Annotated in this window: 10 protein-coding genes and 3 pseudogenes; 6 read left to right on the top strand and 7 right to left on the bottom strand. The window is 38.2% G+C overall.

What is annotated here, in order from left to right; all coding sequences use genetic code 11:
* The first annotated feature begins 5 nt into the window (after positions 1 to 5).
* Complete coding sequence (gene gcvP / locus ACFIMS_RS05420) at positions 6 to 2,801, top strand: aminomethyl-transferring glycine dehydrogenase (RefSeq protein WP_375696464.1); 2,796 nt, start codon at positions 6 to 8, stop codon at positions 2,799 to 2,801.
* A 1,530-nt stretch (positions 2,802 to 4,331) separates the two neighbouring features.
* Here gcvP and alr read toward each other — a convergent pair.
* The gene (gene alr / locus ACFIMS_RS05415) at positions 4,332 to 5,447 is read right to left on the bottom strand and encodes an alanine racemase (RefSeq protein ID WP_375651329.1); all 1,116 of its coding nucleotides are present in this window, start codon (positions 5,445 to 5,447) and stop codon (positions 4,332 to 4,334) included.
* Positions 5,448 to 6,255: 808 nt separating this feature from the next.
* Here alr and ACFIMS_RS05410 point away from each other — a divergent pair.
* Both ACFIMS_RS05410 and ACFIMS_RS05405 read left to right on the top strand, forming a co-directional pair.
* The gene (locus ACFIMS_RS05410; protein WP_375612296.1) at positions 6,256 to 7,083 is read left to right on the top strand and encodes a ferredoxin--NADP reductase; all 828 of its coding nucleotides are present in this window, start codon (positions 6,256 to 6,258) and stop codon (positions 7,081 to 7,083) included.
* Between the two features lie 34 nt (positions 7,084 to 7,117).
* Positions 7,118 to 7,551, top strand: a pseudogene (locus ACFIMS_RS05405) (ferredoxin--NADP reductase); the annotation flags it as partial.
* Here ACFIMS_RS05405 and eda read toward each other — a convergent pair.
* Positions 7,530 to 8,195, bottom strand: coding sequence for a bifunctional 4-hydroxy-2-oxoglutarate aldolase/2-dehydro-3-deoxy-phosphogluconate aldolase (gene eda, locus ACFIMS_RS05400; protein ID WP_375638779.1), 666 nt, complete (start codon positions 8,193 to 8,195; stop codon positions 7,530 to 7,532). The pseudogene ACFIMS_RS05405 and the gene eda sit on opposite strands and share 22 nt — an antisense overlap.
* Positions 8,196 to 8,310: 115 nt before the next feature.
* Here eda and ACFIMS_RS05395 point away from each other — a divergent pair, with 115 nt between their 5' ends.
* From ACFIMS_RS05395 to ACFIMS_RS05385, 3 genes are all read left to right on the top strand, one after another.
* Positions 8,311 to 9,228 carry a rhodanese-related sulfurtransferase gene (locus ACFIMS_RS05395; protein WP_375613636.1) on the top strand — a complete coding sequence of 306 codons (918 nt, stop codon included), beginning with the start codon at positions 8,311 to 8,313 and terminating at the stop codon, positions 9,226 to 9,228.
* 1,684 nt (positions 9,229 to 10,912) lie between these two features.
* A complete protein-coding gene (locus ACFIMS_RS05390; protein WP_375613635.1) occupies positions 10,913 to 12,046 on the top strand; it encodes a type III PLP-dependent enzyme in 1,134 nt (377 codons plus the stop codon).
* A gap of 74 nt (positions 12,047 to 12,120) precedes the next feature.
* Positions 12,121 to 12,705 carry a GNAT family N-acetyltransferase gene (locus ACFIMS_RS05385; protein ID WP_273791458.1) on the top strand — a complete coding sequence of 195 codons (585 nt, stop codon included), beginning with the start codon at positions 12,121 to 12,123 and terminating at the stop codon, positions 12,703 to 12,705.
* Positions 12,706 to 13,791: 1,086 nt separating this feature from the next.
* On the opposite strand, the gene ACFIMS_RS05380 is transcribed toward ACFIMS_RS05385, so the two are convergent.
* The 5 genes and pseudogenes from ACFIMS_RS05380 to ACFIMS_RS05360 form a co-directional block, all read right to left on the bottom strand.
* A complete protein-coding gene (locus ACFIMS_RS05380) occupies positions 13,792 to 15,363 on the bottom strand; it encodes a DHA2 family efflux MFS transporter permease subunit (RefSeq protein ID WP_375696458.1) in 1,572 nt (523 codons plus the stop codon).
* Positions 15,364 to 15,382: 19 nt separating this feature from the next.
* Positions 15,383 to 16,477: an HlyD family secretion protein gene (locus tag ACFIMS_RS05375; protein WP_375613633.1), complete on the bottom strand. Its 1,095-nt coding sequence runs from the start codon at positions 16,475 to 16,477 to the stop codon at positions 15,383 to 15,385.
* 173 nt (positions 16,478 to 16,650) lie between these two features.
* Positions 16,651 to 16,794 (bottom strand): annotated as a pseudogene (locus ACFIMS_RS05370) (transcriptional repressor); the annotation flags it as partial.
* Positions 16,791 to 16,949, bottom strand: a pseudogene (locus ACFIMS_RS05365) (HlyD family secretion protein); the annotation flags it as partial. The pseudogenes ACFIMS_RS05365 and ACFIMS_RS05370, both read right to left, overlap by 4 nt.
* 173 nt (positions 16,950 to 17,122) lie before the next feature.
* Positions 17,123 to 17,515 carry a Fur family transcriptional regulator gene (locus ACFIMS_RS05360; RefSeq protein WP_375629863.1) on the bottom strand — a complete coding sequence of 131 codons (393 nt, stop codon included), beginning with the start codon at positions 17,513 to 17,515 and terminating at the stop codon, positions 17,123 to 17,125.
* Positions 17,516 to 17,797 lie beyond the last annotated feature (282 nt).

Below are 17,797 nucleotides of genomic sequence, written 5' to 3'. Positions count from 1 at the left end.
GTACCATGATCGAGCGTTCTTTTTCTTCTCGACATATTGGGCTGCGTCCTGATGAAACACAAAAAATGCTTGATGTTTTAGAGCTTGATTGTGTTGAGGCACTTATTTCTCAAGCTGTTCCACACTCTATCCATTTGGGACGTTCACTGAATCTTCCAGAGGCTGCTAGTGAAGGACAAGCCTTGGAAGAACTCTCCCAGATGATGGAGCGTAACCATGTGCACAAAAGTTTTATTGGGCAAGGATACCATGGAACTTATGTGCCTCCGGTTATTTTACGAAATCTGTTTGAAAATCCTGCTTGGTATACTGCTTATACGCCTTATCAAGCAGAAATTAGCCAAGGTCGTTTAGAGCTTTTATTTTATTTTCAGACATTGGTTAGTGAACTAACAGGTTTGCCTGTTTCTGCTGCTTCCCTTCTTGATGAAGCAACTGCTTTAGCTGAAGCCAATGCCCTTGCTGTTCGCTTTTTCCGTGAGAAAAAAACAAAAATTTCTCTTCAGAGTCTTTTACATCCTCAGACTTTGAGTGTTGCGCAAACGCGTGCTGAAACACAAGGGATTCAGATTAGCCAAAATGGCGAAATTGATCCTGATACAGCGGCAATTGTTTTGTCTTGGCCAGATACAAAAGGCTCTTTTCATGATTACAGTGAGATTATAAAAGAGGCAAAGGAAAAGGGAGCTTTCGTTATCGTTGTAGCTGATCCTTTAGCGCTTACCCTTCAGGAGCCACCTTCTCAATGGGGGGCAGATATCGTTGTTGGCACTATGCAGCGTTATGGCGTTCCGATGGGATTTGGTGGTCCACATGCTGGTTACCTTGCCGTGAGTGATGCGTTAACGCGTCTTATTCCAGGGCGTATTGTTGGTCAATCCGTGGATACCAAAGGACGCGTTGGTTTTCGTTTAGCTTTGCAAACACGTGAACAACATATTCGGCGCGATAAAGCGACGTCAAATATTTGTACAGCGCAGGCTTTGTTGGCTAATATGGCAACCGCTTATGCTGTTTGGCATGGGCCAAAAGGCTTACAAGAAATTGCGCAGCGAATTCATCATTTAACATGTCGTTTTGTTGCTGGTTTAGAAGCAGCAGGGGTTCATGTTGAAGGGAAAAGCTTTTTTGATTGTGTGAGTATTTCTGTTAAGGGAAAAGCGCGAGAAATTGCGCATCAAGCCAAAATAGGTGGGCGCCTTATTCGTGTTCTCGATGATGACACTATTGCAATCAATTTTGATGAATTATCAACAGAAGAAGATGCTGGTGCTTTAGCGCAGCTTTTGGGGGCACAACTCGTTGATCAGGTTTCTCCACGACTCTTTGGAAAAAAACGGGATGCTGCTTTTCTTTCTCAGCCTTTTTTTCATGCGGTTCATTCAGAGACAGATATGATGCGCTTTTTGCGTCGTTTAGCGGATAAGGATTTGGCGCTGGATCGCGCTATGATCCCTCTTGGTTCTTGTACAATGAAGCTTAATGCAGCTGCTGAATTGATGCCTGTAAGTTGGGCTAGCATGGCCAATATACATCCCTTTGTTTCACAAGAGGATGCAGCGGGTTATTTGGAGATGATCAACCAGTTAAATGCGTGGTTGTGTGAAATTACAGGATTTGCGCAAGTTTCTTTTCAGCCAAATTCTGGTGCTCAAGGTGAATATGCTGGGCTTTTGGCTATCCGACGATATTACCAATCACGAGGAGAACATCAACGTACAGTTTGTCTTATTCCTGCATCTGCGCATGGTACCAATCCAGCTTCGGCTCATATGGCAGGGATGGAAGTCGTTGTGGTAAAATGTTTAAGCGATGGTGATGTTGATGTAGACGATCTCAAGATGAAAGCGCAATTGCATAAAGATAAATTGGCTGCTCTTATGATTACTTATCCTTCAACCCATGGTGTTTACGAGGAAAGCATTAAGGAAATTTGTTCTATTATTCATGAAAATGGCGGACAAGTTTATTTTGATGGTGCTAATCTCAATGCCCTTGTGGGGCTTGCTCGTCCTGCGGATATTGGCGCTGATGTTTGTCATATGAATCTTCATAAAACATTTGCTATTCCTCATGGTGGTGGTGGTCCTGGTATGGGACCAATTGGAGTTGCAGCGCATCTCAAACCATTCTTACCAGGTCATGAACAAGATGGGACAACGCATGCGGTTTCGGCTGCTCCTTATGGAAGTGCGTCTATTCTTGCAATTACATGGATGTATATTCGAATGATGGGGGCTGATGGCTTAAAATATGCAACACAAATAGCCATTTTAAATGCCAATTATATTGCTGCACGTCTTTCAGCCGCTTATTCCATTCTTTATCGGGGCAAGCATGGACGTGTTGCTCACGAATGTATTGTGGATACACGCGTGTTGAAAGAGCAGTATGGGGTGAGTGTTGATGATATTGCAAAACGTCTCATTGATTATGGATTCCATGCGCCTACGATGTCGTTCCCTGTTCCGGGAACTTTAATGATTGAGCCAACGGAATCAGAACCAAAAGCAGAGATTGATCGTTTTTGTGATGCTTTACTCTCTATTGCTGAAGAAGCGAAAAAAGTTGGGAATGGGGTTTGGCCAAAAGACAATAATCCATTGGTGAATGCCCCTCATACAGTGGCTGATACTTTAGATGATGCTTGGGTACGACCCTATTCGCGACAAGAAGCTGCTTTTCCCAACAGTTCTCTTGATCCAGCCAATAAATATTGGCCTCCTGTATCGCGTATTGATAATGTTGCGGGAGACAGAATGCTCATTTGTTCGTGTCCACCATTGGGAAATACCTATTAAATAACAAATATATATTTAATTTGTTTATTTGCATGAACGAAAAAAGCCCACACATTTTGTGTGGGTTTTGTACTTGTTGATCATGTTACTATGGAATTATTTGTCTATTTTCTAGAATTTTGCATTGTTTTTTATAACATGAGCAAAATCGAAAAAGTCGACAAAAAGCTGTGTTTTGTCGGCAATAGGCATGCTCTCCTTTGCTTTCTACCGTATGACATGGTTTTTGACTAGTCGGCATCGGTTTAGCCAGCTAATTCATGTAAACGAGAGTGAAAACCTATGAGGATAGGGGCACGTCTGTTGCATGTGTTGTGACATACTACTTCTCACTAAGGTGACGACGACGGGTTGTAGAAAGAATAAAATCAAATTTAATGTTTTTGATGATAAAGACACGCGAAACTCTGTTGTTGCATCTTTTCGAGTCAAGAATTGTCTAAATATTTCTCTTTAATCTGCTTTTTGTAAATATGACGAAAAAATATGTAAGAACACCTGTCAGAATGAGCAAACGCAAAGCCAAATGTATTATGTTTTTTTTTACAAGGGGTCTTATAAAAGCCGGCACATCTTTCCACTTCATTGCAAGTCAGTTTGTGACTTTACGGCGCTGTTTTCCTAAGAGCTCGTGTGCTTTAGCTGTTGCCTGTAAATCAACATCCAAACTTAATGCAGCAACATGTCTTGAGCCAGAGATTGAGAAAAAAAGAGCTTTATGAGTAGTTCCTGCTTTTGTCTGTCAGATGAGGGCGGGGATTGCGTATTTCTGTTGACGTAATCTTTGAAACTGGAAGACAATCTTATTTTGGAAAATGTAAAGCCGTAAGGTGAAAATCAATCCTCAGTTTGTCATCTCCTCTTAATTCAGCTTTATGGCTTTCAAAAGCATTTAAAGCAATGTTTTTTAAATAATGGGGATTACACATTGCTCCATACTTTATATTTATTGTGTTCTTTAGTGGGGGAATGATCCTCATGTAAAACAGAACGCTCCAAAAAGAATATACTTGAGTTGTTAATTCACGTGTTTGTTTTAAAGAGACACTTCGCTCCCAATCCCATTTCGCGACGGCGCTCGTGAATGGTGTAAGGGTAAATCCATTGATTCCCCACTATCTTTACGCTTCATAACGGAGTAAGCTGGGCACTATCATACACTTTGCCAGCGCCTAATGTTATAGCTCTTGGCACTATGGTTCATAAGAGGCATTATTCTTTTCTTAAATCGTTTTTATCTACACATAGTTCAGCTTGTGGTATGCAAGCGAATGATTTTAATTGGGAAATTAATTTTAAAAACTTTGTAGTAGATTCTTTTTTGTCAATTGATAGGGAAAGGCTAAGTTTTTGTATTTTAGGTGAAAGCTACTTCCATAAAACAGTCCATCAACTTGTCTGTTTTGAGATTTCTGTGAATGTACGGTGTCTATGACCATTCTGTGTGGTTGATTGTTGTAAAATCTTTTGTAAAAGCCCCTCAATTTTCTAAAATGATGATTTTTATCAATTTATTTTTTTAAAGAGTTTTTATGTGTAAATGTATTTATAGCGGGAGCCAAGAGATGTTAGAATTTCATTGGGAAGGGTATCGGCATCTATAGATACTTTTTCAAGTGTTTGATGGGGACCAATGAGTTCTACCCAGTCACCAGTTTGAGGTTTTTGTTCAAGATCGGTCGTATCTACAATAATGGAATCCATAGAAACCCGCCCAACCATGGGAAGTTTGTGCCCGTTGAAATAAACAGTTCCTTTATTCGAAAGAGTACGGAGCCAGCCGTCTGCGTAGCCTATAGAAATGGTTGCAAGAGTGCTTGGTCTGTTGGTTATAAAGCTTTCTGCATAACCAACAGGTGCTCCTATATCAACAACGCGGCTTTGAATGACTTGGGCTTCAAGTTTTAAAACAGGTTTCAAAGGTGATGGGTGTTTTCCCCGCGGATCAACTCCGTAAAGTGCAATGCCTGGACGAACAAGATCAAAATAAAAATCTGATCCTAGAAAGATACCTCCAGAATTGGCAAAGGAAACTTTGCAAGCAGGCAATTGCGCAAGGATCGTTTTGAAAGAAGTCAATTGGGCATAATTTGATGGGTGGGTATCATCTTCTCCGTTAGAAAGATGACTAAGAATATATTTTATTTCTGCTTTTTCGAAAATTGTAGGGTGTTTGATGAGTTTTTGTAATTCTTTTTGATCCAGTCCTAATCGGTTCATATGGGTATCGATTTGAACAATTGCTGGAAATTTTTTATCTTTTTTTTGACAAATTTTTTGCCAATTTTCAATGGCATTCCAAGAGTTTAGAACAGGAACAATACCAGATTGTGCGACAAACTCTTCTGCTAAGTGTGGAAGTCCATTCAGAATGGCAATTGTGACATTTGATGGTAAAATGCTTTTTAATTGGAGTGCTTCTCTGATTTGGGCGACAAAAAAAGTGCGACAACCAGCTTGATAAAGGGCAGGAGCAATTTTGTGAGCTCCTAATCCATAGGCATTTGCTTTTACAACTGCTGAACATTGTGTTGGAGCTACACGTTTGGCTAAAGTAATATAATTGGCAACAATGGCACTGACATCGATGGTTGCTACAGCTGTATAGAGTGATGTATCTATTTCATCATTAACGGATTTGTTCATTTTAAAAGCTTATCTGTGTTCGTGAAATACGGAGTTTTTTTGGTTGTTTCATTGAGGTTCTTTACGATATAGGGGAAAGACACTATTTGCCATGGTCAAAATCATTAAGAAGCCTATGCTGCCATTAAAGTCGTTTTTTATGTAAAATGGTACTCTAGATATAAGAGATAGTTTAGTTTTATTTGTGTTGTTATCAACATGGTATCTTCTAATGATTTGTAAAACATAGACTTTTTTACTTATTTTCCCTCGTTTAGGCATATAAAAAAATAAACATAGTTTATTGTATTGTATCATTTTGAAGAGTGCAATGTTAGACTATTATTGCTGGTGTGATTGTTGTGATTAAATATTGCATTGGCTTCTTATTTAGAGAAGGTAAAATGATTAAATTAACCACGTTAAGTCAATGTATTACAAGTTTTCTACCATGAGGGGGAAGATCACTCATCTGTGCAATTTTGGATGTCGTCTCATGCACTTAAAATTATTTTTATTGAATGGAAAACAGTGTGTAAACACTTTTTGATACATTAAAACTGTTGATTTAGAAAACTCGTTGATTTGGATATTATTTGTTTTCAAGATGGATTGGGTATCCAATATTTACTTTCTAGTCTTTGATTGGTTTTAAGTGAAATCAATTTTATCGCTTATAGAGCGCGCTAGACTCATTTATTTAATTTTGACATAAAAGTGTTAACCTTGAGGCTTTTGTGTTGAGAAAATTGTTGGCAGATGGTTGTGCAAGTACTATATCACGTCAAGGATTCGAAATTTAACGTTCAATAAAGATATGGGGAAGAGTATGAATACGTCTGCTACCAATGTTCCGTCAAGCATCAGCAGCGTTGCAAATTTTCCGATTCCTGAGAATGTGTTCGCCCTTACTGTCCAAGAGGTTTGTCACTATACAGATCGGTTATTTAAATTCCGTCTGAATCGTCCGGAAAGTTTTCGTTTTCGTTCGGGTGAGTTTGTTATGATCGGTTTGCCAAATGCAGAAAAGCCGATTTATCGCGCTTATTCGATTGCAAGTCCCTTTTGGGATGAACAGCTTGAGTTTTTTTCGATAAAAGTTCCAGGGGGACCTTTAACCGAGCATCTCCAAAAAATTAAAATTGGTGATACAGTTCTCATGCGTAAAAAATCTACAGGAACGCTGGTGCTTGATGCTCTTATTCCTGGAAAACGTCTTTATCTTCTTTCAACTGGGACGGGGATTGCTCCTTTTGCAAGCCTTATTCGTGATCCTGAAACTTATGAAAAATTTGCAGAAGTTGTCCTTATTCAAACAACGCGCGAAAAAAATGAGTTAATTTATGCAAAAGATCTTGTTTCCTCTTTGCAACAAGATCCACTCATTGGAGAGTATGCACAACAGTTGAGATTTTATCCTATGACTACTCGTGAAGCTTCTGAGCATATGGGTCGTATTACAACTGTGATGGAAAGTGGGGACTTTTTTGAAACAACAGGCCTTCCTAAGATTCATCCTGATGAGGATCGGGTGATGATTTGTGGTTCCATGGCTATGTTAAAAGATTGCGCAAGGATGTGTGAAAGCTTTGGTCTTGTTGAAGGGGCCAATAATGCTCCTGCTACTTATGTTGTAGAGCGCGCTTTTGTGGAGTAATGAGTGGGAAAGTTGATGCTTTATCTTCTTTCAAACCGGTACGGTTTTTTTTTCTTTTGCAAGCTTTATTCGTGAGCCTGACATTTATGAAAAATTTTCAGAAGTTGTTCTTATTTAAATAACGCGCGAAAAGAATGAGTCAAATTGTGCAAAAGATCTTGTTTCCTTTTTGCAATAAGATCCACTCATTGTGGGGCATATGCACAACAGCTGAAATTTTATCCTATGACCACTCGTGAGCTTTCTGAGCATATGGGGCGTATTACGACTGTTATGGAGAGTGGTGCTTTTTTGAAACAAGCGGCTTTGAAACAATAGAACTCGCAAAATTCATCCTAATGAAGATCGGGTGATGATTTATGGTTTTATGACGATGTTAAAAGATTGCGCAAGGATGTGTGAAAGCTTTGGTCTTGTTGAAGGGGCTGATATTCTTGCACATTACATTATATTGTAGAAAGAGCTTTTTTCGAGGGAGAGGGAAGTTGTGATGCGGTATATGCTAATGCAGTAATCGAATCCCAATCACTTATTGCAATGAGTTTTTGGGGCGCTATCCAAGAACCTCCAACGCAGAAGACATTGGGCAGTTGGAGCCATTGTGTTGCACTTTTTTGTGTAATACCGCCTGTTGGGCAAAACCGGATATCAGAGAAGGGAGATGCTAAAGCTTCGATGAAGGAAATACCCCCAGTAGCTTCAGCAGGGAAAAATTTAAGATATGAATAGCCTTTGTTTAATGCTTGCATGAGTTCACTTGGGGTCATTGCACCGGGAAGAAGGGGAATTTCACTATTTTTTGCACAATTGATTAGTTCATTGGATAATCCGGGGCTTACAATAAACTTGGCTCCAGCTTGTTCGGCTTTTTCGTAATGTGTTGTGTTGAGAATTGTGCCGGCTCCAACAATTGCTTCAGGGACTTCTTGTGTAATTTTCTGAATTGCTTTGAGGGCATTTGGTGTTCGCAAGGTGATCTCAATTGTTTTTAATCCACCTTTGACAAGAGCGCGTGTTAAGGGTACAGCACTTTGTAGATTGTCAATGAGTAAAACAGGTATAACAGTTTGTCCTTGGAGATATAATAAAAGCTTTTCTCTTTTTTGGCACATGATATTTTTTCTTCTTGGAGATGATATTATTTGTATCGTTTGATTAAGCACAATATGTTAAAGAGTACATGAATAAATCTTGAAATTGAATGAAACGCGCGTTATGGCAAAACACATGGAAAAGAATTTTAAAGTTGCTGCACTTTATTGCTTTGCAGATTTGAAGCATTATCATCAATTACAAAAACCTTTGCAGGATTTATGTCAAGCAAAGGATATCAAAGGCACTCTGCTTTTAGCACAAGAGGGCATTAATGGAACAGTTGCTGGTTCTTGTGATGCGATTGAGGCATTGGTGGATTTTATTACGGCTGAGCCAGCGTTTCAAACGCCGGAGATTAAATATTCATGGGCATCAAAAATGCCTTTTCATCGCATGAAAGTGCGGTTGAAAAAAGAGATTGTGACGATGGGGGTTGAAGGGGTTGATCCGCTAAAAGTTGTTGGTACTTATGTCGATCCTGAAGATTGGAATGCTCTTATTCAAGATGAAGAGACAATTTTAATCGATACACGGAATGACTATGAATATGCGATAGGGAGTTTTCAAGGAGCGATTGATCCGCAGATTAAAACATTTCGCGAATTTCCTGAATGGGTGCGTAAACATGAGGCTGAGTTAAAGAAAAAAAAGAAAATTGCCATGTTTTGTACAGGTGGTATTCGGTGTGAAAAATCAACAGCTTATGTTCGTGATCTTGGTTATGAGCAAGTCTACCATCTAAAAGGAGGTATTCTAAAATATTTAGAAAAAATTCCAAAAGAGAAAAGTTTATGGTGGGGTGAGTGTTTTGTTTTTGATGAGCGTGTTTCTGTTCAACATGGTCTTGAAGAATGTGGACGCGAATTATGTCGCGCGTGTCGTTCTCCTCTTAATGCTGAAAGCAAATTATCGCCTCATTATGAGGAAGGTGTTTCCTGTGATGCTTGTTATAACACGCGTAGTGAAGCCGATAGAGAGCGCTTTCGTGAGCGCCATAGGCAATTTCAATTGTTGAAGTTGCGTGCAATTGATTCTCATCAAGGGACATAAGGATATCGCAGTGTAGGGCTTTAAATTGTAGCGTTTTTCTCTTAAATTTAAGAGAGAAGAGTTTTTTAATATTAGTAGAAAAATATTTTATAAGACCGGATATTATTCGGTCTTTTTGTTTATGTTAAATTATTTGACTTATAAGTAATCATTATAGATTGTTTACTTTCTTTGACTTTATAGGATTGAGTATTTCAAATACTTTTCATTTTAAAATAGAAAAGCCGTTCACCAACAGCGCAGAGGAGGGAGATTATAGTTTAAGAGAAAAGCGTATGAATAAGATGTGATTAAAAAGCAGATGCTAGGTGGAAAAATAAAATGATAATAGGAGTTTATGATTTCAGAATTTAATATAATACATTAATTTATAATGATAATTTATTATTCATTCGAATAAAAGAGTTCAATATTGTGAACTTTGTTGCTTTCAGATTAGATGAGAACGAATCGCGTAAAATTCATTCACTTGTACGTTGCAAATGGGAGCAACGTGTGGACAAAAATCATTTTAGATAAGGTGTTATGAAACATTTCAATGTAGGAGTTTCTGCAATATTGGGAGTTGGCAGATAGAATGGGAGCGTTTGTTTTTAATTTCATAAGTATAAAGAGGGTGAGATGTAGTTGATCTATATCATACAAGCTATATTATACGGGGAATTCTTCATGATATTTTGCTTAAGCGATGCTGTGAAATGAATGTGGAAGTAGGGATGTTTTTTAGGATGTAAATGAGAAAGATAATGGTGTTTTGTTGGGGGAAGGACACGTTATCTTTAAAGATTATGGTGCTTCAGTCGTTACTATCCTCAGTCTTCAATGTTGGTCATCTTTGCATTTGAGAGGATATATAAGAGGTACTCCTTTTTTCAATTGTTTTTTATTTGTGATACGCAAAAGAATGATTTTAATTGATTCATTGTAAGAGGGTTGAAATAAGAGGATTTTATAATGGGATTTTTGTTTAAGGGTACAATAATAAATTATCATTATAAATTAATGTTTTGAGTAATTTATTTGCGTTATTTTCTGCTGCAGATATTAGGAGATAGAATAGGGTAAAGAAACGAGGGGCTTTAAACGCAAGACAGTGATTTATGTTGTACGGATAATGTAAGGGTGTGATCTCATGAAAGCGGATGGATGGCTTTGTCTGGGGGAGAGTGTTGTTTTTTCGCATCATTTTATCTTTAAGAATTAAAAAATGTTTAAAATTAAAAAAATGATTGAAATGAGAAAGAATTCGTTTTATAGGATGCCTTGCCCAAAGTCGCACGTGCCTGTGGGTGTCCGCTGGTTCTCAAATGGTGAGATTAACCGGTACGGTACCTGGAACTAACCGCTCCAGTCATTCTTACAGCCAATTGCAAGAATGAGGACATCTTGAAGCAACGACGGTGCGGGCCTTTCTGGTGTCTTCCAGCTTTTAAATGCTGGGATAACTATAGAGGCACACCTCATTGCCTTCAGTGCGGAAGTGGTTTTCTCAACTCCAATCAAAAAGGCAGATAAAATAGAATAACGCGGTTTCGCGCTGTTCTTTCGCAGCATGCAATGCTAATTTCTGGTTTTTTGTAATCAGAATGGGGATGGTTGTTGTGTGTTTTTTGTCCTTTAGCTTTTGGCAGCTTTGGCTGTCTAAGCATAGAGTGGGGGAGCGTTCCCTCAAGGAGAATTGCAGATGGCAACGCAACGTATTCGCGATTTTCTTGCAACACATCGTTCTGAAGGTCCATGCTTAATTGTTGACCTTGATGTTGTTCGTGATAACTATTTAAATTTTGAAAAAGCTCTGCCGCAGTCTCGTATTTTTTACGCAATAAAGGCAAATCCAGCTCCTGAAATCTTGCGTTTGCTAAGTTCTTTAGGATCTTCTTTTGATGCGGCTTCTGTTGCAGAAATTGAAATGGCTTTAAAAGCAGGAGCAACGTCAGAGCGTATTTCTTTTGGAAATACGATTAAAAAAGAGCGTGATATTGCACGAGCATATGCATTGGGAGTTTCACTTTATGCTGTTGATTGTGTTGAAGAAGTGGAAAAAATTGCGCGTGTTGCTCCAGGAGTACGTGTTTTTTGCCGTGTTCTTACCGATGGCAAAGGTGCAGAGTGGCCATTGTCACGCAAATTTGGTTGTGTTCCAGATATGGCGGTTGATGTTCTAAGACGGGCACACCAATTGGGTTTGCAAGCCTATGGTGTTTCTTTTCATGTTGGATCTCAGCAGGTTGATTTGAGTGCGTGGGATCGTGCTTTATCGGATGCTTCTACAGTTTTTAAGCGTTTGGAACAAGAAGGCATTTCACTAAGGTTGGTGAATATGGGGGGCGGTTTTCCAACGCGTTATTTGAAAGATGTCCCTACAGAACAAGCTTATGGTACAGCAGTTTTTGATTCATTGAAAAAGCATTTTGGTAATCGTATCCCTGAGACGATTATTGAGCCAGGACGTGCGATGGTTGGCAATGCTGGTGTTATTCGTACAGAAGTTGTTCTAATATCTAAAAAAGCTGATAACGATAATGTACGATGGGTTTATCTTGATATTGGGAAATTTAATGGTCTTGCTGAGACTATGGATGAAGCCATTCGTTATCCTATTGAGACACCTCATGATGATAAGGTGATGGAGCCTTGTATTTTGGCTGGACCGACATGCGATTCGGCAGATGTTCTCTATGAAAAAACACCTTATCCGCTTCCTCTATCCCTAACGATAGGAGATGAAATATTGATTCATGGAACGGGTGCTTACACAACAACTTACGCATCGGTTGCTTTTAATGGTTTTGAGCCTTTACGATCATATGTGATCTGACATTTCCTTTTAACTATAGTTTTTTAGACTTTTTGCTATGCTCGTCATGGCGCTGTAAGAGGGCGGTTATAGAGATGAACATGATTAATTTTCAAACAAAAGATGGGGCATGTTTTACACTTTTATTGGAGCAAGAAGCCGATAAGCCTTATCGAGAAAATTTGCTTGATTCAATGATGGGGTATGGACGTAAACGTAAATCATCAGAGGTTTTACGTCGTGGTCGTTTGGCTGCTCAAGGGCTCTCTTTTGTGGTTAAAAATGTGCTTGGAGAGCTTGTGGGAAGTGTCCGTCTTTGGCATGTTTCTTTTTCTAAAGAAAAAAATGAAACACAACATGCTTTACTTTTAGGCCCCTTGGCTGTTGCGTCTGAATGTGCTGGTATGGGAATAGGATCAATTTTAGTCCGCCATGCAATTGAAACAGCAAAAAAATTGGGATATGGCGCCATTTTGCTGGTAGGGGATTTTGAATTTTATCAACGTTTTGGCTTTTCAAATAGTTTAACAGAAAATTTGGCAATGCCTGGTCCTTACGAAAAACATCGCTTTCAAGCGTTGGAACTGATACCACATTATCTTTCTGGGTGTTATGGCACTTTGGTTCCTAGTGGAGAACGAGAAGTTTCAAATCGTTTTCAGCATCATAAAGTCGCTTGAAGATAGTGTTTATTTCGTTTTTCAGCAGCTGCCATTGAGAAGAGCATACCGTTTTGACAGTGCCAAGGTATTTAGCGGTACAAAGTTTTGGGGAGTTGTATTGCGATTTTATTATATGGCTTTTTCTTTATGGGGCTGGTTTCTTATTTTTGATAATTTCAGTTAAGTGAGTAAGAATATATTTTAAGCTCATTTTTTGAAATAGTGTCTTATTTTATAATACTGAAGGAACCGGATTTTTGAGTTGTCTTGTGTTCTTTTAAAGTCGCTATCATCATACAGTTTTCCAGTTTTCAATATCGTTGATAAATCTTGCATCAAAACGGTTGGATGTTTTACTTTTTTCTTAAACAGTTTTTATTTCTTTGCTTTTTATGTGCAAGGGAATGGTTTTGATTGATTCAATAGAGAGATATTTTGAGAAATTTTATACAATTTTAGCGCTTGTTGAAAGAGAAGGGGCTTAAGAAAGAAAAATATGCAGCAGTAGAATCAAAATTGTAAGTATCAGCTTTTTTTAAAGAGTGTAAAAAAATAAAATTACATGTTTAAAAGCAGCTTTTTTGAAAAAAATATATCATTACTTTTTTGCTATAAAGGTAAATCGTTTTGCAATTGGCATGAGAGTATCAAATACAAAATGATTTTCTCATGTAAAATTTTGCATTCAGAATCAAAAAAAACGTTATCCTACACATTATAAGAGAAATATGTGCGTGAATAAAAATCATAAGAATCATAAATCTTTTATGAATATTCTTGTAAGAATCAAAAGAGTGAAGGGCAAAGAATCTTTTAATCTTTTGTGCCCTATGGTGATAAATCAAAAATCTTATAGAAATGGCTGCTTTATCTTTATGGTGTGGAGCACTTTAGATAAGCTCTTTGTTTACCGATCATCTAGAACAATTTTTGTATGCGAGAAGTTGTTTTTAAGTGCGGAAAGAGCCCGCATTAAAAGAATTTTTATCAGAAGAATCATTTAGAATCATATGTTTATTTATACTGTCTCTTGAGACAAGATAAAGTGCATAGGAAACGAGGAAAGTGATAAGGATAAAAAATATTTCTCAATTTTAATTAAGCTTAGTGATTTGGTGGTGAATCCATGAGAGGTGGTATTTTTTTGAGAAATATGGTCATAAATGTCAAAACACCAAAGATGATGGTTATGATAAAGAAAATATCACTAATAGCCATAATGGTTGCTTGTATGCGTACCATACCAAACAATTGAGAAAGAGCCAGAGTATAGGAATCAAAGGTTTCTGTTTTGAATAATACAGTAAGCTTTGAAAGCATTTCAGTTGCTTGTCTGTTTGCGTAGTTAAGAGTTTCGGCTATTCGTTCATGATGGAAGTCTGTGCGTTTTGTTATGAGAGTGTTGATAATGGCAAGCCCTACAGCCCCACCTAGATTCCGGGTGAGATTAAAGAGTCCAGAAGCATTTTGCATCCGTTCTGGTGGGAGTGTTCCCAAGGCAATATTATTAATAGGAACCATACATAACATTACAGAAGCACCACGGAAAACTTGCGGCCAAAAAAGCTGCCAAAAATCCCAGTTATCTGTGATAGAGCTCGCCATCCAAATACCTATTGCAAAACCAAAAAGTCCTATTGCCATCATTAAACGTGCATCCATTCGTGCTGAAAGAAATCCAGCAAGCGGGGCAGTTAATAACATGACGAATCCTGAAAGAAACAATGTTTCTCCAATCATGAGAGCATCAAAGTGGCGGATTTGGCTTAAATAGACAGGATAAAGGTACGTGAGTCCATAAAGGCCTATTCCCAATGAAAAGGAAAAAATGGATGCAGCTGAAAAATTAAAATTAGAAAAAGTAGAGAGATCTACAATGGGTTCTTTTACTGTAAAAGCACGCCAGAAGAATAAGGCTGCAGCAAGAATCATGGTAATGAACAAATCCCGAATCAGCGTATCACTCAGCCAATCATGACGTGCTCCTTCTTCTAGAATATACTCTAAAGTTCCCAAGAAAGTAGCCATAGAAATGAATCCTAACCAATCAAACTTCTTCATTAAAGAGGGATCAGCTTTATCAAAATCAATTAATTTCCAAGCGAGAATTGAGATGATAATCCCGCAGGGTACATTGATGAGAAAGAGCCAATGCCATGATGAGAGATGACAAATATAGCCTCCCACGGTTGGACCAATGGTGGGGGCCAATGTTGCTACTAGTCCAACAATAGGGGTAACAATTGGGCGTTTGGAAGGAGGAAAAAGAACATAAGAGGCGACAAAAACGCTTGGGATAATTCCTCCACCAATAAAACCTTGTAGTGCGCGATACAAAATCATCTCTCCAATAGATGTTGCTGTTGCACAAAGAACAGAAGTAATCGTAAACCCGATCGCTGATATGGTGAAGAAAACACGTGTTGAAAGCAATCTTCCTAAAAATCCAGAAAGCGGCAACATGATGACTTCAGCGATGAGATAGGAAGTTTGAACCCATGAAATTTCTTCAGAGCTTGCTGTAAGACCCGCTTGAATTTCAGCTAAAGAAGAGGAAACGATTTGGATATCTAAGATTGCCATAAACATGCCAAAAGACATAGCTATAAAAACTACAATTTTGCGCATTCCTATGCGTTCTTGAGACTGTATGAGCTCTGGTATGGAAGATGTCATAGTAAGATCTTCTACTTTTTTATAAGAGACTTTTATCTTGTGGCTTTGTACGTGTATCAATTTTCACCGAAACACTCATTCCTGCTCGGATATGTCCGGTTTTTAAGACTTCTTCTGGAATAGAAATACGTACGGGAATGCGCTGGACAATCTTTGTAAAGTTACCGGTAGCATTTTGTGGAGGCAGAAGAGAAAAAACAGCGCCTGTTGCGGGCGAAATAGAAAGCACTGTTCCTGTAAAAACATCATTTTCGAAGGCATCAACAGAAATATAAGCTTTTTGTCCGGTATGAATGTCTTGTAGCTGTGTTTCTTTATAGTTTGCTTCAATATAAAGTGCATGTATGGGGACTAACGCCGCAAGACGTTGGCCATTTACAACAAAATCTCCCGTTTTTGCTGTTAAATTTCCTATAACTCCATCAAATGGCGCTCGTATAATGGTCGAATCAAGATCACGTTGTGCTTTTTTACGCGAGAGCTCTAAACTCTTTGTTTCGCTTTCTGTTTCACTTCGTTGCGCTTCTAGCACTCGGATATTTGCACGTGCTGAAGCCATTTTTGCATCCGCTCTGTTAACATTCGCAATGGCTTGTTCATAAGCGGATTTGGCATCATCAACATTGGATTGAGGAGCATAACGATTGGCTTTCAGTTCTGTTACACGTTTTAAGGTGAGTTGTGCATTGGTTGCTATGGCTGAAGCGGCTGCTTTTTGTGCTTTTGCATCATCTAAAGAACTACGAGCGGCTGTGATTTGCGCATCAATGCGTAGAAGTGTTTTTTTCTGTGTGTCAAGATGCGCTTCTGTTTGATCCAAGGCTATTTGATAATCACCATTGTCTAAGTAAAATAAAACATCGTCCTTTTTTACAACTTGGTTGGCTTTAATGGCAATTTTTTCAATATATCCATTTAATTTAGTCGCAATAGCGGCTATATCTCCTTGTACATAGGCATCTTCAGTGGACAGCATATAACGCCATTGCGTCGTCCACTTATAGCTAAACCAAAGTACAAAAAGCGCAAAGACGATAAGAAGAGCCTTGATTACTTTTTTTCGTTTCGTTTTATCGAGATTTTTTGTTGAAAAAATGGTCTCAGATACGGACATGATTTTATACTTTCAATATTTATGTTCTAACGAGTATAATAAGCCTCTCACTCTAGGGTAGGGTGATACATGCACGGACGATAAGAGCTTTTCCAACAATAAGGCGATCCCTGCTACATAATGCTAAATATATAAACTTGCAAGTTAGAGATCTTATTGTCAAGTTAGATGTCTTATTTTATTGCGCATTTTTTACAAAGACCTCGTACTTCTAGGGCGCTTTTGTGTGCTTGGAAGTCAACCGCTTGAACCATCTGTTTTAAACTTGATACAATCATTTGATTTTGTATTTCGTGGACTGTGCCACAATTTAGGCATCTTCAGTGGACAGCATACAACACCATTGCGTCGTCCACTTATAGCTAAACCAAAGTACAAAAAGCGCAAAGACGATAAGAAGGGCCTTGATTACTTTTTTTTGTTTCATTTTATCGAGATTTTTTGTTGAAAAAATGGTCTCAGATACGGACATGATTTTATACTTTCAATATTTATGTTCTAACGAGTACAATAAGCCTCTCACTCTAGGGTAGGGTGATATATGCACGGACGATAAAAGCTTTTCCAACAATAAGGCGATCCCTGCTACATAATGCTAAATATATAAACTTGCAAGTTAGAGATCTTATTGTCAAGTTAGATGTCTTATTTTATTGCGCATTTTTTACAAAGACCTCGTACTTCTAGGGTGCTTTTGTGTGCTTGGAAGTCAACCGCTTGAACCATCTGTTTTAAACTTGATACAATCGTTTGATCTTGTATTTCGTTGACTGTGCCACAGTTTTCGCAAATTATAAACGTTGTAAGTTCATGTTGACAGTTTTCAGGGTGTAAACAGACCATAAAGGCATTTACACTTTCAAGACGATGAATACACTTTAACTGTACGAGTTTTTCTAACGCACGATAAACTTGGAGAGGTGCGCGAAAACCTTCTTCGCGTAAGTGATTGAGAATCGCATAAGCACTTAAAGGCCCTTTTGCATTTTTTAAAGTATTTAAAACCAATGTTTGGTTACGCGTCAGTTTAGATGACATTGACATCTTCCTTTTGCTCCCATGGAAAAGCATAAAGCGTGTAAGATATTTATGCAATGGTGATTATATAATATGTACTCTATCTTTAGCCTTTTACATGACATCCTTGCGATATGTAAGAAAAGTTACAATCGTTGTGAGGGGAGGGTATTATAATCTGAAAGCCGCCGCTATCAGGCATGAAAGTTTTATACGCTTCTTATTTTTCCAATAATGTTTTGAAATAGGATTTTTTGTTCAATATTTTATTGGTAAAGTTTGGGTTATTTTATTTAAAAAAAA

Source organism: Bartonella sp. AP331QHHD (assembly GCF_042195905.1).
Classification (GTDB): domain Bacteria; phylum Pseudomonadota; class Alphaproteobacteria; order Rhizobiales; family Rhizobiaceae; genus Bartonella.
The sequence above is the reverse complement of the archived record's forward strand: the minus strand, read 5'-3'. Positions and strand labels throughout refer to the sequence as shown.